The organism is Pontibacter actiniarum (genome assembly GCF_003585765.1).
GTDB classification, from domain to species: domain Bacteria; phylum Bacteroidota; class Bacteroidia; order Cytophagales; family Hymenobacteraceae; genus Pontibacter; species Pontibacter actiniarum.
Map to the genome: position 1 here is coordinate 1,429,592 of NZ_CP021235.1, position 18,983 is coordinate 1,448,574.

Genomic DNA, 18,983 nt, shown 5'->3' on the forward strand with positions numbered 1-18,983 from the left:
CTAACCAGCCGGGCCTCTTCTTTTATACAGGACAAGCTGCGTCTTACTTCAGCAGTGTCTCCAATTTATTTTCCAGTTCCTCGCCGCGCAAACCTTTGGCAATGATTTTTCCTTCCGGGTCTACCAGTACCGTCTGCGGAATGGCGGTAACATTGTACAGCTGGGCGGCAGCGCTCTCCCATCCCTTCAGGTCGGAAACATGCGGCCAGGTGAGGTTGTCTTTTTTGATGGCGGCTAACCACTTGTCTTCCGACTGGTCGAGCGACACACCAAATATCTCAAAGCCCTTTCCCTTGTCTTTGTACTTGTTGTACATCTTCACCACATTCGGGTTCTCTTTGCGGCACGGGCCGCACCAGCTTGCCCAGAAATCTACCAGCACGTACTTTCCGCGCAGCGACGACAGAGATTTTGTCTCTCCGGACGGTGTGGGAAGCGTAATGTCGGGTGCCAGCTGGCCGATGGCTGTACTGCGGTAAGGCTGCAGGCGCTCATTGAGCATGGCAGTATACTTTGAGTTCGGGATATTCTGGTTGAACAGCGTTGCCATACTGTCTGCAAAGGCGAAATCATTCACAGGGTCTATCAGGCTGGCTGTGCCAAACGCTGAAACAACAGAGGCAGGATGCTGTGCGATCAGGTTTTTCACATCCTGCTGCATGTTCAGGTACTGCTGGCGCAGTTTTTCCATTTCTGCGTCGTTGCCTTGCTGCTGCGCCTGGATAAACTGCTGCTCCAGCGCCATTTGCTTCTGGCGGTTCTCGTTTACGAGTTTGTTGAGCTGCTGGAACAGCCTGGAGTCTTCTGAACCTTCGATTTTGGCCGTGCCGTTAATGTCTTTTGCATCCGCCTCCACCTGTATCTTTCCTTCGTCAACCACCAGCATCAGCCCGCTTTGCTGATCCATGGTGATACGGTAGAAAGTGGGCTCCTCCACCTTGCCCTCAAACGTAAAGGTGCCGTCTTTGCCGAGTGCTGCTGTATCGCGTGGCACGAAGTTTTCCTTTGCCAGTTCAAATAAGTACACCTGGCCTTCGGAGGCATTGTTCAGCTTGCCCTCAATGGTGTAGCTGTCTTCGCCGTTGGTGGCCGTTTTATTGCCCTGGCAGCTGGCAAGAAAAGCGGCAGCCGAGGCTACCGCTAGCATGTTTCTTAATTTCATCTGGTTTGGTTTAAGCATTCAACTTCTCGCGAAGCAACTGGTTCGTTACCTTCGGGTCGGCTTTGCCTTTTGTCTTCTTCATGATTTCGCCCATAAACATGCCAATCAGCGACTGTTTACCGGCTTTGTACTCCTCTACCTTGGCCGGGTTCTCGTCCAGCACTTGCTGTACAATCTGCGCCAGCTCATCGGCGTTAGACTCCTGCAACAGGTTCTGCTCCTCGGCAACGCGCTGCGCCGTCATGTTTGGGTGCTCCAGCAGGTAAGGGAACACTTGCTTGGATGCTACGGAGTGGCTCACCTTGTTCTCATCTACTAAAGCGATCAGCTGCGCAATTTGTTCCGGCTTCAGCGGGAAGTCCTTGATGTGCAGCTGCAGTTCATTCAGATAAGACTTAACAGGACCCATCACCCAGTTAGAGGCGGCCTTATAGTTCTTGGTGTGCTGCGCCAGCTGCTCAAAGTATAAAGCTATCTCTTTGGCATCGGTCAGCACGGCGGCATCATACTCCGGCAGGCCAAACTCCTTAACAAAACGGTTGTAGAGCTCCTGCGGCAGGCTTGGCATCGCTTTCTTCACCGCATCCAGCCATTCCTGCTCAATTACCAGTGGCGGCAGGTCCGGCTCCGGGAAGTAGCGGTAATCGTTCAGCGTTTCCTTCGAGCGCATGGCAGTGGTAGAACCGGTGTTGGCATCGAAGTTACGTGTTTCGCCGTCTACCTTTCCGCCGTTCTCCAGCACCATGATCTGGCGCTCTATCTCGTGCTCGATGGCGCGCTGCACATTACGGAAGGAGTTCATGTTCTTCACCTCCACCTTGGTGCCCCACAGTGGCGAGTCTTTCAGCATCACCGAAATGTTGGCGTCGCAACGCAACGAGCCTTCCTCCATGTTGCCGTCGCAGATGTCGAGGTAACGCACCAGTCGCTTAATTTCGATCAGGTAGTTGTAAGCTTCCTCCGAGTCGCGGATATCCGGCTCCGAAACGATCTCGATCAGCGGAACACCGGCACGGTTAAAGTCTACCAGCGTTTCTGTCTCACCCGGCAAGTGCATGGATTTGCCGGCGTCTTCCTCCATGTGGATGCGGGTAATGCCGATGCGTTTCTCTTCGCCGGCTGCATCCTTTATCAGAAGGTGCCCTTGGGTACAGATAGGGGTTTTGTCCTGCGTGATCTGGTATCCCTTCGGAAGGTCCGGGTAGAAGTAATTCTTACGGGCGTACACGTTATACTTCGTGATGTCGCAGTTGGTGGCCAATCCCATTTTTACGGCCATTTCTACTACGCGCTTGTTTACGCGCGGTAGTGTGCCGGGGTGTGCCAGGGTAATCTCGCTCAGGTTGGTGTTTGGCAGCATGCCGTACTCCGTAGCGTCTGATGAATAGGCTTTGCTGTTAGTAAGCAGCTGTGCGTGTACCTCTAAGCCAATAATGGCCTGATACTTATCTCTTATTGCTTTATCCATTTCTTTAATGAAACATGAAGGACTGTCCACAAATACTGGTTGGTATTTACAGGCTGTCCTTCACGGTTATTTAATCATTATCCGTTAATCATAGATTTCACAAGTTCCTGTGCCTTTGCCGTCACGGCATCCAAACCTGCCGCGTCTTTACCGCCGGCAGTCGCGTAGAACGGCTGGCCGCCGCCGCCGCCTTTAATTTCCTTGGCGAGCTCGCGTACCATTTGGCGTGCGTTCAGGTTTTTGTCCTGCACCAGGTTATCCGATAGCATTACCGCGATCTGCGGCTTCCCGTCAATCTCGGCAGCAAGTATGAGTACCAGGTTGTCCACTACCTGGCGCATGTCAAAGGCTAATTTCTTCAGGTAATCGGCAGAGTTAAGCGCTACGCGGGCGGTTACCAGGTTCACCCCGTCCAACGGAACGGCTTGCTGTGCCAGCTCCTCTTTTAAGTCTGTGAGTTGCTTCAGCTCAAACTGCTCCACCTGTTTCTGCATGGCCTTCAGCTCGTCCTGCATTTTCTGCACGGCACCGGATACATTGCTTTGGGCATTGAGCACTTCGCGAACGGCATTCAGTTCGTTGAGCTGTTGCTGCATGTACTCTTCTGCGGCAGTGGCCGTGATGGCCTCGATCCGGCGAACGCCGGCTGCAACAGAGCTTTCGGAGATGATCTTGAAATAGCCGATGTTGCCGGTGTTAAACACGTGGGTGCCGCCGCAAAGCTCCACCGAGTAGTCGCTGCCAAAGGTGATTACGCGCACAAACTCGCCATACTTCTCCCCAAACAGCGCCGTGGCGCCCATGTTCTTGGCTTCGTCAATCGGTACGTTGCGGCGCTCTTCCAACGGGATAGCCTGGCGCACGCGCTCGTTCACGATGTGCTCAATCTGGCGCAGCTCTGCGTCCTCTATCTTGGCGAAGTGCGAAAAGTCGAAGCGCAGCAGCTTCTCGTTTACCAAAGAGCCACGCTGCTGTACGTGCTCTCCCAGTACCGAGCGCAGGGCGGCATGCAGCAAGTGCGTGGCCGAGTGGTTTTTCCGGATAAAGTTACGGCGCTCCGCCGCAATCTCAGCCTTAAAGCCAGCCTCCACGTTTTGCGGCAGCTTCGCCGTTATGTGCAGGATGAGGTCGTTCTCTTTCTTAGTGTCCAGCACCTCTACCTGCTCTGTGTCAGAAATGAGGTAGCCGGTGTCTCCCACCTGTCCGCCGCTTTCGGCGTAAAAAGGCGTTTTGTCGAGCACCAGGTGGTATTCGCTCTTGTTCTTTGCCTTTACCTGGCGGTAGCGTACGATGTGCGCCTCAGAAATATCGCAGTCGTAGCCTACAAATTCATTTACCACGTCCGGCTGCAGAATCACCCAGTCGCTCTGCTCGGTGGCAGAGGCGTTACGGGAGCGGTTTTTCTGCTGCTCCATCTCTTTGCCAAAGCCAGCCTCGTCAACGCTCAGGCCTTTCTCACGGGCAATCAGCGCCGTCAGGTCCAGCGGGAAGCCGAAGGTATCGTAAAGTTCGAAGGCCGTTTTGCCGTCGATGGTATTGTTGTTCTGCTTAAAGCTATCCTCCAGCGCGTCCAGGCGCTTCAGGCCGTTTTCCAGCGTGCGCAGGAAAGCGTTCTCCTCTTCCTCGATTACGCGCTGCACAAAGCCCAGCTGCTGCTTCAACTCCGGGAACACATGCGCCGTCTGCTCAGCCAGCACCTCCGTCAGTTTGTACAGGAATGGCTGCTTAAAGTCGAGGAAGGTAAAGCCGTAGCGCACGGCGCGGCGCAGGATGCGGCGGATGACGTAGCCGGCCTTGTTGTTAGACGGCAGCTGTCCGTCGGCAATGGTAAAGGAAATGGCGCGGATGTGGTCAGCAATAACACGGATGGCAATGTCCTTCTTCTCGTCTTCGCCGTACGTTACGCCTGCTTCTTTGGCGATAAACTGGATCAACGGCTGAAACACATCGGTATCGTAGTTGGATCGCTTGCCCTGGATCGCCATGCACAAGCGCTCGAAGCCCATGCCGGTATCCACGTGCTGCGCAGGGAGTTTCACCAGCGAGCCGTCGGCCAGCCGGTTGAACTCCATGAATACGTTGTTCCATATCTCCACGACCTGCGGGTGGTCGTTGTTCACCAGCTCCTTGCCGTCTACCTGTGCGCGTTCCTCCTCGGTGCGCAGGTCGATGTGTATTTCAGAGCAGGGTCCGCAAGGGCCGGTATCACCCATTTCCCAGAAGTTATCCTTCTTGGAGCCCATCAAGATGCGGTCTTCGGCAATCATGCTTTTCCAGATGTTGAAGGCGTCCTGGTCCATCGGCAGGTTCTCCGACTGGTCTCCCTGGAACACGGATACGTACAGCCTGTCTTTCGGCAGCTGGTATACTTCTGTCAGCAGCTCCCACGACCATTCCAGGGCTTCTTTCTTAAAGTAGTCGCCAAAAGACCAGTTGCCCAGCATCTCGAACATGGTATGGTGGTAGGTGTCGTAGCCTACTTCCTCCAGGTCGTTGTGCTTCCCGCTTACCCGAAGGCATTTCTGTGTATCTGCCACGCGCTTGTTGGGCGCAGGTTTGTTGCCCAGAAAGTAATCTTTGAAAGGAGCCATGCCTGAGTTGATAAACATCAGGGTGGGGTCATCTTTTACCACGATGGGTGCAGAAGGTACGATCTGGTGCTGTTTGGAAGCGAAGAAGTCCAGGAACTTTTGTCTTATTTCAGCTGAGTTCATGTATGAGAATTAAGCCTTTAGATACTTAGTGCTATACTTGTTGTTTAAGAAAGAAAAATATCGAATTTTTGTCAAACGGAAACGCTGAAAATTTGGCGTACTTCCATCAAAGCATTAGAGGCAAAAGTAGCATTTTTAGCCGTAATCAGTAGCATTTGCCGGAAAATTACTCTTGCAACTGCGCTACAATGAAACCTGAACCATGCCATACAAAGAAAAAGAGATAGAGAAACAGTACTATACCATCGGCGAGGTAGCCGGCATGTTTGACGTTGCCCCTTCCCTGATCCGCTTCTGGGAGACTGAATTTGAGCAGCTCAAGCCTAAAAAGAACAAGAAAGGCAACCGCCAGTACACCCCGAAAGACATTGAAACGCTGCGTACCGTGTACCATCTGGTAAAAGAGCGCGGCTATACGATTCAGGGCGCCAAAGAAGTGATGAAGAACAAGCCGGTGCAGGCCAAGGACAAGATGGAGATGGTGGAGTCGCTGGTGAAAGTGAGGGCGTTTCTGCAGGGGATTAAGGACCAACTGAACACCAAAGCCTAAAAACCTCGTAAGTTCTGTACCATATGGGAGATGATCAGAACCTGTACGAAGTCGCACTTACCCGCCTGCCCGGTGTGGGTAGCCAGCTCACACGCCTGCTGGTAAGCTACTGCGGCTCAGCCCGGGCCGTTTTCCAGGCTCCCCCTGGCAAGCTGCTGAAGATCCCGGGCGTTGGGCCAAAGCTCATCAAGAGCATTCAGGAGAATGCCCGTACGGCACTACTGCAGGCAGAGGAGTGGGTGAAGCGTGCCGAGGAGCTGGAGGTACAGCTTCTTTTCTATACGTCGCCCCGGTTTCCGGACCGCCTGAAGCAGATACCCGACGCCCCCACTTTGCTCTACTACAGGGGCAACGCAGACCTGAACCAGCACCGCATCGTAAGCATGGTAGGCACCAGGCAGATAACGAGTTATGGCCAGGCGGTAACGGAGCGGATTGTAGAGGAACTGAAGCCGTTTAAGGTTATGGTGGTGAGTGGCCTGGCCTATGGCGTGGATGTGGTGGCGCACCGCGCGGCGCTGCAGGCGGGGCTGCCAACGATCGGCGTGATGGCCAGCGGCCCCGATATTGTGTACCCCGCGGTGCACCGCAAGTATGCCGACCGCATGCTGACCCAGGGCGGGCTGCTTACCGAAAACCCTTTCGGCACCAAACCCGATGCCCCACGCTTCCCGGCCCGCAACCGCATTATCGCCGGCATGAGCGACTGCACCATCGTAGTGGAGGCAGCCATGAAGAGCGGCACCCTTATCACCGCAGATATCGCGCACAGCTACGACAAAGAGGTGATGGCCGTACCCGGCAACATCACCTCCCCTGTTTCGGAAGGCACAAATTACCTGATCAAGTCGCTGAAAGCCGTTGCCTATACTTCGGTGCAGGACCTGGTGGAGCTCCTCAACTGGGACCTGCAGGACGAAGCCGCCGCGAAGGCGAAGGCACCGCCCTTAGACCTTTCTGAGTTTAATGAAGAGGAGGTGAAGGTGTTGCAGGTGCTGCTGCAGAGCCGGGAGGAGCACATGGATAACCTGAGCTGGAAAGCACAGGTGCCGGTAAGTGCCTTAGCCTCGGTGCTCTTAGGGCTCGAGTTTAAAGGGATAGTGAAAGCAGTGCCGGGCAAGCGCTTTATGCTACTGTAGCAGAGATCTCCGGCTTTTTAGCGCCTCATACACCTGGCGGTATTGTGGTGCTGCCACCTGCAGCCTCTCTGCCTCGCGCACGATATAGCCTGTAAGCGTTTCCAGCTCGGTCAGTTTGCCCTCAGCAAAATCGCGCTGCATAGAGCTGGTGGCACCCTGCGGTAGCTTCCCGACCACAGCCAGGTTGCGCTCCACCAAGTCGACTGGCAGCGCCACTCTCTTGGCCTGTGCCACCTGCATTAATTCCTGTATCAGCTGTGCGAGCTGTTGCTTTAGAGCCGGCTGCTGCAGGAGCTGCCCCATCGGTTTGTTGGTGAGCGAGGTAAGGCTGCCCACAGGTGAGATAAAGGAAAATTTCTCCCAAACCCTTTCTTTTATTTCCTCGCCATACGGCTCCTGGTTAATGCCTGCTGCTTCGAACAACCCTTGCAGGTGCTGCCGTGTTTGTGGCGGCAGCTGTGGATTGCCCCAGACCAGCCGGTTGTACTTGCCCTGCACCCACACCACACCGGGCGCTTTTACACTGGAGATAATGTACACGCAGCCCCACAGCACCTGTGCCTGCGGGAAGCGCCTTTGCAGGTACTCTATGCCCTCTATGCCATTGAGCAGCGGCAGCAGTACCGTGTCAGGGCCTATACTGGCGGCTAATTGCTCTGCCACCTCCTCCAGGCTGTAGCTTTTCACGCAAAAAAGGATGAGGTCCAGCTTTCCGAGGGCCTCGCCACTTTCTGCAACTGTGCTTGGGTTTGCCGCTAGTGTCTCTGAATCAAGCTCCAGCTTAAGCCCCTGCTGCGCTATGGCTGCTTTGTGAGGGCCTCTGGCTATAAAAATAACCTCATACGCCGCATCGGCTGCAAAGCGCCGGGCAAGCTTTCCGCCATAGTAGCCGCCTATCCCGCCGATGCCTGCTATAGCTATTCGGTATTTTTCCATCGTCTGTACCTGCTTTTAGTAAGTGCCGTGCTTGCGGTCGGCTATTACCTTGTCAAAATCCCATTCCACCCGCTCAATAAAATCGTTTCGGCGCTTCTGGCAGCCCGGCTTCGTGCAAACAGCGCAGGATTCCACAATGCAGGGGTCTGTATGGATGAAGAGTTCTATACTGGGGTCAATTTTCTCGCGCACTACTTTGCCCACTGCCTCTACTTCGTCGTGTGCCTCCAGCACATTGAGGTACCAGGGCACGGTAAGGTGGCAGTCGATGTGCAGCGTGGAGCCATACTTGATCACCCGCAGGTTGTGGATGTCAATCCAATTTTCGCGCCGGTTTTCGTTGAGCACCTTCACGATACGCTGCAGGAGCTCATAGTCTGCTTCATCCATGATGCCGGCAATAGAGCTCCGCAGGATACGGTAGCCCGTGTAGCCGATCATTAGCCCAAAGATGATTGCCACCACGCTGTCCAGCCAGATCAGGCCCGTGAGGTAAATCAGCAGCAGGCCAATCAGGATACCGGCGGTGGAGTAGGCATCTGTCTGCAGGTGCTTCCCTCCCGCCGTCAGCACCATGGAGTTGTTCTGTCGGCCCTTCCGCTCCGTCATCAGGCCCACCACATAGTTGATAACACCGGAGGCGGCAATCAGGATAATACCGATATCGAGCCGCTCAAGCGGCACCGGGTCGATTAGGTTGAAGATTGATTTGATGATAATCGCACCGCCGGCCACCAGGATCAGGGAGCCCTCCAGCGTAGCTGCAACAAACTCGATCTTGCCGTGGCCGTAGGGGTGGTTCTCATCCCGTGGGCGCGACGAAAGCACCAGGCTGTAAAGCGAAAAGGCTCCTGCCACGACATTTATAATCGACTCCAGGGCATCGGTAAGTATGGCGTTGGAGTTGGTAAGTACAAAGGCGGTGAACTTGCCCACCAGCAACAGCACCCCTATCAGCACCACAAAGAGCTGCAGTCGGATGTTATCGCTCAGGCTGTTTATTTTCTTCTTGATCAATTTTAAAACTTTCCTTGTCTGCGTGATGAACAAAAGAGGCCGCACCGGGATGTAGCGCAGGCTTAAAGATACGCAACCGGGGCGGCAATTTATACTTTACGTATCCTTTGTACATGATTGTGGCGCTGCCGGGTTCCCCCTGTGGCTGTTTTTGCCGGAGTTTGTTATGACCTGGCAGGCGAATGTAACCCCAGCTGAGGAAAGCTGCAGCAGCGCGCAGGTGTTACCGAGGCGGGCAGAAATAGCCGGTAAAAGAAGAGCCGATGCTCTGCTGCATCGGCTCTTCTTTTATCTATATGTGGCTAATCTTCCAGCGTGTCGCTCAGGTCCAGCCAGTTTGGGTTCATGGACTCGATGAGCTGATAGGTGGCGTCGCGGGTTCCGTCTCTTAACTGCCGCTCCCGGTTCAGGGCTTCATCCTCTACCTTGTAGTGCTCATAGTACACCAGCTTGGCAGGTGGAGCCTTGTGGGGTGCCGGCGCTTCCTTTGTGTGCGCCAGGTGCTGTAAATTTCCGGCAATGCCTATTTCCACGTCTTCACGCGGTTGATCGCCGAAAATGTAAACAAAATAATGTGGTTCGTGTACCTGCATAACTTTACCTCCTTTGCGTAATATACGGAGCGAGCATTTCTGTGTTGTCGGCAGTTACTTACTGCCCTACAGGTGATAACGCTGAGCGCATACAGGCTATTGCACTGGCCGCTGACTGCGTGTCTCCAGAGCCATTAAAAGCTTTAACGGGAGCGCTTTGCCGTAGCAACAGGTTGGTTCCATCTAAAAAAATCACTTTGGGGCAGGTACCTTATCAGGTTTTGCACGAACTACGTAAGCTAAGAAACAGCATATTAAGATTAGTTGCCCGCCTATGTTTTTGTTTAAGAAGGACTTTGCCACCATCTCCCTAAACCAGCGCCGAAGCCTGCTGTCGCTTGAGTGGCTGCGCCAGCCCTCTTCCGAGGAGCTTAAAGAGACTTTTATCGTTAGTATGGATGTGGCCAGGGCGTACGAGGTCCGTTTTTTCTTTTCTAACAATAGCATTGGCATCAGCACGGATTTGGCCGCGCAGCGGTGGGTCTCCTCCTACATGGCAGCCGCCTTTGAGCAGCTGAAAGTGGAGCGTTATGCCCGCGTGCTCCCCCGTGATGCCATGCAGGAAGTTGTTACGTACAAAGTGTTTGACGAGGCACAGAATCTCTGTCCATCCAACGTGCTGTTCAACGTATTTTATGACCTGAAGTCGGCAGAGGAATGGCTACTGCAGGGGGTGGAACAAGGCTCCAAACCCACCCGTACATAAGGTGGAAATCACTTCAAACTGTATGCCCTTAAGCCCTAAGCTTCAACAAATACTGGATAAAACCTACGAGCCTGCGCAGCGCTTTGATAAGCAGTATTCAGGTAAAGACATAACGTATATGACCAATGAGTACGGGGAGCCCGTTACGCTATTTATCGGCAGGCGGCGCGATGACGGTAGCATCGCGGGGGAGCGCTATGTCCGGCGCATTGTGCGAAAACCTGGCTCCCACGATATCCTGAAGAGCCACTGGGAGAACAAAGGGAAAGTAAGCCGCTAAGCCTGTCGCCTCTACAGAGCCTCCAGGTCGTAGTCTTTGCCCTTGCCGTACTTGATCAGCTCGTGCAGCAGGTAGGTTTCCAGCGTCAGCAGGTCTTTGATTTTGTAGACGTTCTCCTCCTGTATCTCCACCACCTGGAAATCTACCGTTTCGCCATAGTTGGTCAGTCTGTATTTGTTGCCCTTACGGAGGTTGTCGATGGAAATGGCCATGTACTTACACTTGCGGATTAATTAACGTGGTACAAATATACGCGCCTCCCCTCCAAAAGCTCCCTTTATGCCCAAAGAAATGCGCAGGGGTGCATCCGCAGGCTGCCGGCGCACCAGCTATAGTTGCAGGATTTGCCTATCTTTGCGCTAAAAGCGACGCTGTGTTAGAGATAATTTATGAAGATGAGCAGTACGTGGCCATCAACAAGCCAAACGGTTTGCTGGTGCACCGTACGCGCATTGCCGAGGAGAAAAAGGAGTTTGCCCTGCAACTGCTGCGCGACCAGCTAGGCTACCGCCTGTTCACGATTCACCGCCTGGACCGTGGCACCTCGGGCGTGCTGCTTTTTGCCAAAACCGCCGAAGCCGCGGCCCCTGTTGTGCAGGCCTTTGAGGCGCGTGAGCCGGACAAAACGTACTTTGCCATCGCGCGGGGCTATACCGCTGCGTCCGATACGATTGATAACCCCGTCCGCCCGGACAAGGACCATAAACACAAGGAGCCGCAGGATGCGGTGACCTGCTACGAAAGACTGGCTACCGTTGAGCTCCCGATCCCGGTTGGGCCGTACCAGACCTCCCGCTACAGCCTGGTTAGCGTTAAGCCCAAGACAGGGCGTATGCACCAGATCCGAAAGCATTTTGCGCACATCCGCCACTACATTATCGGAGACAAGCGCCACGGCGACTGGCGGCACAACAAAATGTTCCTGGAAACCTTAGAGAGCCCTTACCTGCTGCTGCACGCTGCCGAGCTGCGGTTTACCCACCCGTTTACCGGGGATGAGGTAAGGATACAGGCACAGATGCCGGCTAATATGCTGCGGCTGTGTTACCAGTTCGGGTGGAAAGAGGTGCTGCAGGCGCAAGCCACCCTGCCGCAGCCGCTGCCAGAGCCTACAGTTTAAGCACGCGGCGCACCATTTCTACCTGCATGCGTGCCACCAGGTCGTTTTGCGAGTTGGCGTTGAGCACCATCAGCATGTAGGCCATGGGCGATAGGCGCCAGTCCTGCATTACTTCCCCGTTCCGGGAGCGGTACACTACCTTAAAGTTCTCGCGTAGCGGCAGGTGCATGCTGTTGCATACCTCTGTGGCGCGGCGCACCGCGTTGCTCAGCTCGTCCATGGTGTTGCAGCCCCGCTGTTGCAGCAGGTCTGTGGCATAGTAGGTCAGCTGTTTCTCGGCAAGGCTGTCCAGGAAGCTGTCCAGTGGGGCGTGGGCTTGGGTTTGCTCTATCGTCACTAACATGGCTAAGGTTTATTTGAGGGTTTTCTCGTTTCAGGCTGCCTTTTCCTGGCGCAGCGCGCGTAGCCTTTCGAGCAGTTCGCGCTCCTCGGTGCTTAGGTCGGTGGGCAGCTTTACTTCTATGTTTACGTAAAGATCGCCGTGCTGGTCAGGCTGGCCGTATACCGGCATTCCTTTTCCGCGAAGGCGCAGCTTTTTCCCGTTTTGCGTGCCAGTCGGGATCTTAAGCTTTAGCAGGCCGCTCATGGTATTTACCTGGGCCTCGCCGCCGAGTATGGCTGTGTACAGGTCAACATCAAGGGTTGTGGTCAGGTCGTCGCCGTGGCGCTCAAAGCGCGGGTCCGGGTGTACGCGCACGTTAATGTAGAGGTCGCCTGCTGTGCCTCCCGCTCCTGCCGGGGCGCCTTTACCCTTGATGCGCAGCACCTGCCCATCCGCCACGCCAGGCTTGGTGGTAATGCGCAACTGCTGGTTGTTTACGTTCAGTAAGCGGCTGGTGCCTGTGTAAGCTTCCTGCAGCGATATTTCCATATCTGCCTGGTAGTCCTGTCCCTTTGCTGCCCTGCCACCAGTGCGTTGCCCTCCTCCGCCGAAGCCGCCTCCTGCGGCCCCGCCGAAAAACTGCTGAAAAAAGTCGGAGAAGCCGCCGCCCCCACCGCCAAACATGTCGTTCAGGTCGCTTTCGGCAAATCCACCCTGGAAACCACCGCCCGGGCGGCCATAGTACTGGCCTCCCCCCGGCCTGCCGTTACCTCCTTGCTGGAACTGCCGCCAGTTGGCCCCCAGTTGCTCGTATTGTTTGCGCTTCTCCTCATCGCCCAGCACCTCGTAGGCTTCGCTGATGTCCTTGAACTTCTCTTCCGCCTCGGGGTTACCTTTGTTTTTGTCAGGGTGATACTTTTTTGCCAGCGAGCGGTATGCCTTTTTGATTTCGGCCTGTGTCGCCTTCTTGTCTACTCCCAGAATCTTGTAGTAGTCCTTGTACTCCATTGGGTAGTTTTTTTGAGCTTTTTACCTGTGCAGCGGCCGTGGCTGCTGCTGTTTCTATACTTGTAACGTGATAGCCAAAAAGGTTGTTTTGGCTTGTAAAGGCGCTAAAACGACAAAAGCACCACGGATGCGGTGCTTTTGTCGTTTTGGTTAAAGGTATACTTTAAATCGTGTCGGTTACAACAAGTAAGGCGTGGATGATACCAGGCAGCACGAAGAGCAGTGTCAGGATGATGTTGATCCAGAAGGACGTGCCGATGCCATCGTGCAGGAACACAGCCAACGGAGGAAGCAGGATCGCCAGGATTACCTCAACTATCGAAGTACGGGAGCCGCCTTGGCGCATGGCTTCTTTCACCTCTTTCTTCAGCTCTTTCTTCTCCGCCTTTGTCATGTTAGACAGACGCTCCTTGGCCATGGCAAGCGCTTTTGCCTCTGTCACGTTCATCTCGCGCTTTTCCAGTGTCAGTTCTTCTTTAGCGGTAGGTGCCTTTACTACCTCTGCGGCCTTGCGTGGGGCTACAGCCGGCGCGGCGGCGGCGTTGGCCTCAAGGGCTGGCTCAGCTTTCGCAAGCTGCTCTTTTTCAGTGTTCGCGGCCAGTGCAATCTCTGCTACGCTTGGCTCAACGGCCTCAACCGTTTCAACAGCTTCAGGGGCTGGCTTTGCTTTAACTGTGTTGTAGGCTTCAGGCTTGTCGGCTGAGAACTTGTAGTACTCCGCAGAGTTACAGGAAAACAGGAACTGGCCCAGGGCGAGTACAACAACTAAATGGAGTAAATTCTTGATCTTCATAGTTTATGTTTAATTATTGTTGAAAGGATTATTTCTTTACCATTACCTTCTTTGCCCTTTCACTCCAGTCGATCTGCACCCGAAGGCTAACTTTTGATAACATACTTTAAATTTTCACTTTTTGTTATCCCATTGCTTGTTTTTAGGTTCCTGCCTCTCCGTTTCTGGTCTTTCGGTGGATAAGCATGAGCTGTGCCAGGCTTTGTTTTAGCGCCTGCAGCACCTGCTCCCACCGCTCCGGTGGGCCTTGCAGGAACTTCTGGTTCACCTCCAGCTCGATCCCCATGTACTGGCCGTCTGCAAATTTACGGCGAAGATACGTAGGAAACCCATCTGAGATGCCCAGGTACGGATAATTGTAGCGCACGAGCAGCTTCTCGTCCTGCTCCTGCAGCATCTTTTTCCAAGCTCTGCTAAAGGTTTTCTCCCCCTCCCGCTTCGGGTCATAGAGCAAGCCTATGTCTGCCTCGCGCTTCTCGCCGTCCAGCTCCGGGGTAAAGGTATGCACCGCAATGTGCAGCACGCGTCGCCCCGCCATTACAAAATCATGTATCAGGCCCTCTACCTGCTCCCGGTAGGGTATGTAGTACTGGCGCAGCAGTTTCTCTTTCTCCTGCTCCGGCAAGGGCCTGGTGATCTCCGAGAAAACATCTTTATGCCCCGGGGAGCGGTTCAGCTCCACCAGTAGCCGGGAGGTGGTGGCAGAGAAACTCTTGTCGGCCAGCTCCTGCAGGTGCCCGAACAGCTCTAGGGCGCCGGGGTCGTAGCCCCGGTGCGACTGCAGTAGCTCCTCTTCGTGGGTGAATAGATCTTGATAAGCGGCGGGGATGGTGTTGCCGCCATGTTCACAGGTTAGTATGAGTCTTAGCATGCTTTATCGGGAAGAAACACTCCGCCTTGCTGCAGGCACGCGGCCAGCTGGCGGTATACTTTGGTAATCTGTTCTGCTGTGGGGGCAGGCCCCAGGGCCTCCAATATGCGGCTGGAGAGGTTGCCGCGCGACACGATGATGTGGATGGCTTGGGCAACTGCTGGCTGCTCCTCCAGCTCCAGGGTTTCCTGCACCAGGTACTGCCACAGCTCACCGGCGGTACAGCTGCCCTCACAGGCGTAACCAAAGGTGCGCATAAACTCCCGGTCAGTGATAACGGCCTTTTGCCCTTTTTGTATCACCTCCAAAAGTATCTCCGCAAGCCGGTCTTCCTGCCACAGCATCAGCTCCTGGAGGGTAGCCCAGCGCTCAGCAATCAGCGCCTGCACCACCGCCACCACCGCCTGCAGCACCGCCATGTCTGCCACCGGGCTCTCCTGGATGTCCAGCAGGCGCAGCTCAATGGTGTTGCGCTCAAAGCGGGCAATGGCCCCGCGGGAGTTCAGAAACTCTTCCTGCAGGGTGCCCTCCGGGTCGTAGGGGGCAATATCGCGGTACATTCGCTGGAAGATCTGCTGCTCGTAAGCCGCTTTGGTAAACACCGCCTCCGGCACCACTTTGCCGGTGATGCTGGGAATCTTTTGCTGGTTTTTCCGGTACACCTCCAGCCGTGTGTCGGCCATTCCTGTTATGCTGCCCTCCAGTATTGGTGTGGAGGCGCTTAAGGCAGGCACCAGAGGCAACACCATCCGGATTGCGGCGTGCAGCCTGCCAAACTCCTCATCGTTATAGAAGGGCAGGTTAAGGTGCGTGCTTTGCAGGTTGGCCCAGCCGTGGCCACGGCAGTCGAAGATGCGGTTGTAGGCTTCGTAGACGGCGTTGTGCTCGTGCGGCCACAGTTTTGTGTCTGTATCGGGGTGCATGAGCGGGTGTGCCCCCGTGGGCAGCAGCATGGCCTCGTGCTCTTCCAGCATCCGGTTAATCTTCTGCACATGCTTTTGAAAGAGCTGCTCCAGGTTCACCAGACTCTTCACCGGCCCCTGTGTCTTCAGCTCCACCACGTGCAGTACCAGCTCGTTGCTCCAGGCAATGTCGCCAAACTCCACGTCAGACAGGTATGCGCCTACCTCGTCGTAAATCAGCTTGTCTGTAATGGGCAGTACATTCAGGCTTTGGCGGTGCACAATCATGTACTCCAGCTCTACTCCGTAGCCTTCGAAAAGGTGCAATGGCTTATTCATTCGTTCTGCCGTTTTTATGGTTGTCGATGCGCTGTTTGATAGACTTTATAATGGAGGTATACAGGTCCTTTTTCAGGATTTTATCCTCAACGCCGGCATCAATGCTCGGGTTATCGTTCACTTCTATAACGTAGGCCTTGCCGTCTATCTCCTTCAGGTCCACGCCATACAGGCCGTTGCCGATCAGGTTGGCCGCTTTCAGGGCCGTGTGCAGCACATGAAACGGCACTTCCTCAAACGGAATCACCTCGCCGTCTCCCTCCTCATCCTGCTTCTTTTTCCCGTTCCAGTTGTATATCTGCCAGTGTCCTTTGGCCATGTAGTACTTGCAGGCGAACAGCGGCTGCTTGTCCAGCACGCCGATGCGCCAGTCAAATTCGGTGGGCGTGTACTCCTGCCCAATAATCAGCTCGGAGTCGTCCAGCATTTCATCGAGCTCCCTCTTTAGGCTTTCCTTATCCTTGGCCTTCACCACGCCCTGCGAGAAGGAGCTGTCTGGCTTTTTGAGCACACAGGGCAGCCCCAGCTCTGCCTCTACCTGGTTTCGGTTGTCTTTATGGATGATCATGGTCTTCGGGATCGGCACCTTTGCCTTCGTCAGCAGCTCGGCCAGGTACACCTTGTTGGTGCAGCGGAGAATCGAAACCGGGTCGTCTATCACCACCAACCCGTCAGCGAAGGCCTTGCGGGCAAAACGGTAGGTATGGTGGTTCACGGCGGTTGTCTCCCTTATAAAGAGCGCGTCAAACTCCGGCAGGCGGCGGTAGTCATCCTTGGTAATCAACTCGGTGTAGAAGCCCAGGCCTTCGGCGGCCTCCACAAAATGGTGGATGGCTTTCTCGTTGGAAGGCGGGGCCTTTTCTGCCGGGTCTACCAGTATGGCCAGGTCGTATGCCTTGCGAGAGATGCGCGCACCGGAAAAGCGATGGCGTGCAAAATAGGCTCTGGCGTACTCCTTCAGGTACTGGTAGTGGCTTTCCGGCACTTCGTTAATCGGCACGTGCGATATGCTCTGCAGTACCCAGTGGTCTTCTTTGTGCACAAACTGCGCACGCAGGAGCGGTGCCTGGAAGTGGTCGTGCAGTGCCTTACAGAGCTTTTCGTACTTCTGCGCCAGGTTTTGGCCAAAGTAGATGCTCAGGGTGAAGTTCGTGGAGCGCAGCCCCGCCAGGCTCTTCTGAATCAGGTTCTCGATTTCAACCGTTATGGCGCGCACTATGGTCGGGCTCCGGAGGTCCTGCATGGTGGTGACGCTCGGAATCGGCTTGTGCCCGCGCGCCTCGGCCAGCAGCGAAACGTAGTAGCCGGCGCTCTGGTAGCGGTAAGACCGGCAGAGGTTAAAGATTCGGGCGTTCCGGATGTCGGTGTAGGCCTCGTTGGTGAGGTAAGTCTGGGCGTCCACCACCTCGGTGTCTTCTATCGCCTCATCCCAATCCTTGGGATAATCAACAACAACTATTTTACGCATGGTTTAGTCTAGCAGGGGTTCTTTTATCGGGGGCTGAATGGCCAGCAGGTTTGCATCAAAGGTGGCCATGCCCAGCATGATGGAGTTGATCAGGTGCGAGGCTTTCACTTCGTAGTAGTTATCCTTGAAGTAAGGGTTCTCACGGTATGGGTCAGCGACTACGATGCACTTCTGGTCTTCCCCAAAGCCGCAGAGCACGACGAAATGGCCCATGGGCAGCCCGCGCACATCATCATAAACAGAATTACCTTCTTCGTCGCCGAATTCCCGGGCGCTCTGGTACAGGTACGTGGCGCTCAGGCCCGTTAGCAGCGGTATGCCCTGCTCAAAGTACTCGCGCAGGAGCTGCTTGGTCAGGTCCTGGCAGCGCAGCTCGCCGCCCAGGCGCAGGAACTCGATGTAGGCGTGGGTGGCGCGGTGGAACTTGCTGCCTTTCTTGTACTGAAGCTGCTCCTCTAGCTTCAGGATGATCTCCTCGTTGCTAAGCTTGACCCAGGTCGGGTCAAAAATAAACATGTTGTAGGTGTAGATGCGGGCACGGTATCCCCTCTTCAGCGCGTGGCAGGCCAGCAGCACCTCCAGGGTACCGCCTTCGTCTAATGAGGGCACCTCCTTAATCACCTCGCTCAAAGGAATTGGATCTTTAAAATACCTGTACACGGCATGCAGGCTGGTTGGCCCGCAGGTGGAGTCGTCTGGCTGTGTGTGTATTTTTATTGGGATCACAAGAAATAAGTCTGTTTAAAATGTTCTAATGTTGTGCCTTTTATACGCGCACGCAGGTATAAGTTTTTGCACCATTTAAAGATGTTACAGGCTGCAACGGTGGTAAGGAGGCTGCCTGTGCCGGAAAGCATTATGAAATGCGGCTTAGATTGCTTATATTCAGGGGGATAAGCCAAAAAGATATGAGTTGGAGCTTTCAGATAAAGCAGCGCGATAGAATTGCCCTCGCCCTGGCCGCTGTTTTCTTGATCATTGTGCTGGCCAACTGGTTTGTGAACTACAGCATGACCCAGGTGAGCGGGCAGTTCCGGTCGGTGTATGAGGACAGGCTGGTGCCGGCGCTCGATATTTCGGCTATGCAGGAGCGCTACTATCAAAACAGGCTGCTGGTGGAGGAGCACCTGCTCAGCCAGGACCCGGCGTTGCAGAAGCAGCTGGCGCAGGAAATTCGAGCCAATGAGGCCGAGCTGGACTCGCTGGTGCTCAAGTTCAAGCATACCTACCTGACAAGCCAGGAGCAGCAGGACCTGCAGGCTTTTCTGCAGGCTGACCGGCAGTTCAGGGATACGCAGCAGGCGATACTTGCCCGTAGCCACGCCGGCGATAAACCAGCTGCCACGGACATGTACAAAAAAGAAGGCGCACAGGCGTTCCAGCAACTGCTGGAGCCCCTGCACGCCCTAAGTCAGCTTCAGGAGAAAGTGGGACACGAGCTCTACGCCAATGCGGAGCGCCAGATGAAGTCGTTGAAGGTGCTCTCCTACCTGGTTATTGCGCTCGCGGTAATTCTGGCCCTGCTGGTGGGCACGCTCATGCAAACCTCCCGCAAGCTACGCAACGTTATGCCGCAGAAGTTTCACCTCAACTAA

20 protein-coding genes are annotated in these 18,983 nt (G+C 54.8%); 6 read left to right on the plus strand and 14 right to left on the minus strand.

Annotation, left to right across the window (positions count from 1 at the left end):
- Nucleotides 1-43: 43 nt before the first annotated feature.
- The 3 genes from CA264_RS06145 to alaS form a co-directional block, all read right to left on the minus strand.
- Nucleotides 44-1,162: a TlpA disulfide reductase family protein gene (locus CA264_RS06145; protein ID WP_025605511.1), complete on the minus strand. Its 1,119-nt coding sequence runs from the start codon at nucleotides 1,160-1,162 to the stop codon at nucleotides 44-46.
- A 10-nt stretch (nucleotides 1,163-1,172) separates the two neighbouring features.
- Nucleotides 1,173-2,630 carry an Asp-tRNA(Asn)/Glu-tRNA(Gln) amidotransferase subunit GatB gene (gene gatB / locus CA264_RS06150; RefSeq protein WP_025605513.1) on the minus strand — a complete coding sequence of 486 codons (1,458 nt, stop codon included), beginning with the start codon at nucleotides 2,628-2,630 and terminating at the stop codon, nucleotides 1,173-1,175.
- 77 nt (nucleotides 2,631-2,707) lie between these two features.
- A complete protein-coding gene (alaS, locus tag CA264_RS06155; protein ID WP_025605515.1) occupies nucleotides 2,708-5,344 on the minus strand; it encodes an alanine--tRNA ligase in 2,637 nt (878 codons plus the stop codon).
- A 202-nt stretch (nucleotides 5,345-5,546) separates the two neighbouring features.
- Here alaS and CA264_RS06160 point away from each other — a divergent pair, with 202 nt between their 5' ends.
- Complete coding sequence (locus CA264_RS06160) at nucleotides 5,547-5,894, plus strand: MerR family transcriptional regulator (RefSeq protein ID WP_025605516.1); 348 nt, start codon at nucleotides 5,547-5,549, stop codon at nucleotides 5,892-5,894.
- A gap of 23 nt (nucleotides 5,895-5,917) precedes the next feature.
- Complete coding sequence (dprA, locus tag CA264_RS06165; RefSeq protein WP_025605517.1) at nucleotides 5,918-7,033, plus strand: DNA-processing protein DprA; 1,116 nt, start codon at nucleotides 5,918-5,920, stop codon at nucleotides 7,031-7,033.
- Here dprA and CA264_RS06170 read toward each other — a convergent pair.
- The 3 genes from CA264_RS06170 to CA264_RS06180 form a co-directional block, all read right to left on the minus strand.
- Nucleotides 7,025-7,969, minus strand: a complete 945-nt coding sequence (locus tag CA264_RS06170; protein WP_025605519.1) for a ketopantoate reductase family protein — start codon at nucleotides 7,967-7,969, stop codon at nucleotides 7,025-7,027. The two genes, dprA and CA264_RS06170, sit on opposite strands and share 9 nt — an antisense overlap.
- A 15-nt stretch (nucleotides 7,970-7,984) precedes the next feature.
- On the minus strand, nucleotides 7,985-8,986 hold the full coding sequence (locus tag CA264_RS06175) for a cation diffusion facilitator family transporter (protein ID WP_211233382.1): 1,002 nt from the start codon (nucleotides 8,984-8,986) through the stop codon (nucleotides 7,985-7,987).
- A 302-nt stretch (nucleotides 8,987-9,288) separates the two neighbouring features.
- Entirely contained in the window at nucleotides 9,289-9,579 is a 291-nt protein-coding gene (locus CA264_RS06180; RefSeq protein WP_025605523.1) for a GIY-YIG nuclease family protein, read from the minus strand.
- Between the two features lie 274 nt (nucleotides 9,580-9,853).
- Here CA264_RS06180 and CA264_RS06185 point away from each other — a divergent pair, with 274 nt between their 5' ends.
- A complete protein-coding gene (locus CA264_RS06185; RefSeq protein ID WP_025605525.1) occupies nucleotides 9,854-10,285 on the plus strand; it encodes a hypothetical protein in 432 nt (143 codons plus the stop codon).
- Nucleotides 10,286-10,403: 118 nt separating this feature from the next.
- On the plus strand, nucleotides 10,404-10,565 hold the full coding sequence (locus CA264_RS22170; protein ID WP_237151183.1) for a hypothetical protein: 162 nt from the start codon (nucleotides 10,404-10,406) through the stop codon (nucleotides 10,563-10,565).
- Nucleotides 10,566-10,576: 11 nt separating this feature from the next.
- Here the strand turns inward: CA264_RS22170 and CA264_RS06195 are convergent, their stop codons facing one another.
- Nucleotides 10,577-10,777 (minus strand): sortase family protein, encoded by a 201-nt coding sequence (locus CA264_RS06195; protein ID WP_025605529.1) that lies wholly within the window; start codon nucleotides 10,775-10,777, stop codon nucleotides 10,577-10,579.
- 161 nt (nucleotides 10,778-10,938) lie between these two features.
- On the opposite strand from CA264_RS06195, the gene CA264_RS06200 reads away from it, so the two are divergent.
- Nucleotides 10,939-11,685, plus strand: coding sequence for a pseudouridine synthase (locus CA264_RS06200; RefSeq protein WP_025605531.1), 747 nt, complete (start codon nucleotides 10,939-10,941; stop codon nucleotides 11,683-11,685).
- Here CA264_RS06200 and CA264_RS06205 read toward each other — a convergent pair.
- The 7 genes from CA264_RS06205 to CA264_RS06235 form a co-directional block, all read right to left on the minus strand.
- On the minus strand, nucleotides 11,675-12,028 hold the full coding sequence (locus tag CA264_RS06205) for a hypothetical protein (RefSeq protein WP_237151184.1): 354 nt from the start codon (nucleotides 12,026-12,028) through the stop codon (nucleotides 11,675-11,677). The two genes, CA264_RS06200 and CA264_RS06205, sit on opposite strands and share 11 nt — an antisense overlap.
- 30 nt (nucleotides 12,029-12,058) lie before the next feature.
- Nucleotides 12,059-13,015, minus strand: a complete 957-nt coding sequence (locus CA264_RS06210; protein ID WP_025605534.1) for a DnaJ C-terminal domain-containing protein — start codon at nucleotides 13,013-13,015, stop codon at nucleotides 12,059-12,061.
- A gap of 163 nt (nucleotides 13,016-13,178) precedes the next feature.
- Nucleotides 13,179-13,808: a YqaE/Pmp3 family membrane protein gene (locus CA264_RS22430; RefSeq protein WP_335682490.1), complete on the minus strand. Its 630-nt coding sequence runs from the start codon at nucleotides 13,806-13,808 to the stop codon at nucleotides 13,179-13,181.
- Nucleotides 13,809-13,950: 142 nt separating this feature from the next.
- Entirely contained in the window at nucleotides 13,951-14,679 is a 729-nt protein-coding gene (locus CA264_RS06220) for an N-formylglutamate amidohydrolase (RefSeq protein ID WP_025605537.1), read from the minus strand.
- Entirely contained in the window at nucleotides 14,673-15,920 is a 1,248-nt protein-coding gene (locus tag CA264_RS06225) for a carboxylate-amine ligase (RefSeq protein WP_025605539.1), read from the minus strand. The genes CA264_RS06220 and CA264_RS06225 overlap by 7 nt, the downstream gene beginning before the upstream one ends.
- Nucleotides 15,913-17,388, minus strand: coding sequence for a RimK family protein (locus CA264_RS06230; RefSeq protein ID WP_025605540.1), 1,476 nt, complete (start codon nucleotides 17,386-17,388; stop codon nucleotides 15,913-15,915). The genes CA264_RS06225 and CA264_RS06230 overlap by 8 nt, the downstream gene beginning before the upstream one ends.
- A gap of 3 nt (nucleotides 17,389-17,391) precedes the next feature.
- Nucleotides 17,392-18,114 carry a hypothetical protein gene (locus CA264_RS06235; protein WP_025605541.1) on the minus strand — a complete coding sequence of 241 codons (723 nt, stop codon included), beginning with the start codon at nucleotides 18,112-18,114 and terminating at the stop codon, nucleotides 17,392-17,394.
- A 182-nt stretch (nucleotides 18,115-18,296) separates the two neighbouring features.
- On the opposite strand from CA264_RS06235, the gene CA264_RS06240 reads away from it, so the two are divergent.
- Nucleotides 18,297-18,983, plus strand: a complete 687-nt coding sequence (locus CA264_RS06240; protein ID WP_025605543.1) for an MCP four helix bundle domain-containing protein — start codon at nucleotides 18,297-18,299, stop codon at nucleotides 18,981-18,983.

Bases quoted from the DNA above. Each gene is read 5' to 3' on its own strand.
- CA264_RS06145 (WP_025605511.1), bottom strand. From the start codon at position 1,162: ATGAAATTAAGAAACATGCTAGCGGTAGCCTCGGCTGCCGCTTTTCTT.
- gatB (WP_025605513.1), bottom strand. From the start codon at position 2,630: ATGGATAAAGCAATAAGAGATAAGTATCAGGCCATTATTGGCTTAGAG.
- alaS (WP_025605515.1), bottom strand. From the start codon at position 5,344: ATGAACTCAGCTGAAATAAGACAAAAGTTCCTGGACTTCTTCGCTTCC.
- CA264_RS06160 (WP_025605516.1), top strand. From the start codon at position 5,547: ATGCCATACAAAGAAAAAGAGATAGAGAAACAGTACTATACCATCGGC.
- dprA (WP_025605517.1), top strand. From the start codon at position 5,918: ATGGGAGATGATCAGAACCTGTACGAAGTCGCACTTACCCGCCTGCCC.
- CA264_RS06170 (WP_025605519.1), bottom strand. From the start codon at position 7,969: ATGGAAAAATACCGAATAGCTATAGCAGGCATCGGCGGGATAGGCGGC.
- CA264_RS06180 (WP_025605523.1), bottom strand. From the start codon at position 9,579: ATGCAGGTACACGAACCACATTATTTTGTTTACATTTTCGGCGATCAA.
- CA264_RS06185 (WP_025605525.1), top strand. From the start codon at position 9,854: ATGTTTTTGTTTAAGAAGGACTTTGCCACCATCTCCCTAAACCAGCGC.
- CA264_RS22170 (WP_237151183.1), top strand. From the start codon at position 10,404: ATGACCAATGAGTACGGGGAGCCCGTTACGCTATTTATCGGCAGGCGG.
- CA264_RS06195 (WP_025605529.1), bottom strand. From the start codon at position 10,777: ATGGCCATTTCCATCGACAACCTCCGTAAGGGCAACAAATACAGACTG.
- CA264_RS06205 (WP_237151184.1), bottom strand. From the start codon at position 12,028: ATGTTAGTGACGATAGAGCAAACCCAAGCCCACGCCCCACTGGACAGC.
- CA264_RS06210 (WP_025605534.1), bottom strand. From the start codon at position 13,015: ATGGAGTACAAGGACTACTACAAGATTCTGGGAGTAGACAAGAAGGCG.
- CA264_RS22430 (WP_335682490.1), bottom strand. From the start codon at position 13,808: ATGAAGATCAAGAATTTACTCCATTTAGTTGTTGTACTCGCCCTGGGC.
- CA264_RS06220 (WP_025605537.1), bottom strand. From the start codon at position 14,679: ATGCTAAGACTCATACTAACCTGTGAACATGGCGGCAACACCATCCCC.
- CA264_RS06225 (WP_025605539.1), bottom strand. From the start codon at position 15,920: ATGAATAAGCCATTGCACCTTTTCGAAGGCTACGGAGTAGAGCTGGAG.
- CA264_RS06230 (WP_025605540.1), bottom strand. From the start codon at position 17,388: ATGCGTAAAATAGTTGTTGTTGATTATCCCAAGGATTGGGATGAGGCG.
- CA264_RS06240 (WP_025605543.1), top strand. From the start codon at position 18,297: ATGAGTTGGAGCTTTCAGATAAAGCAGCGCGATAGAATTGCCCTCGCC.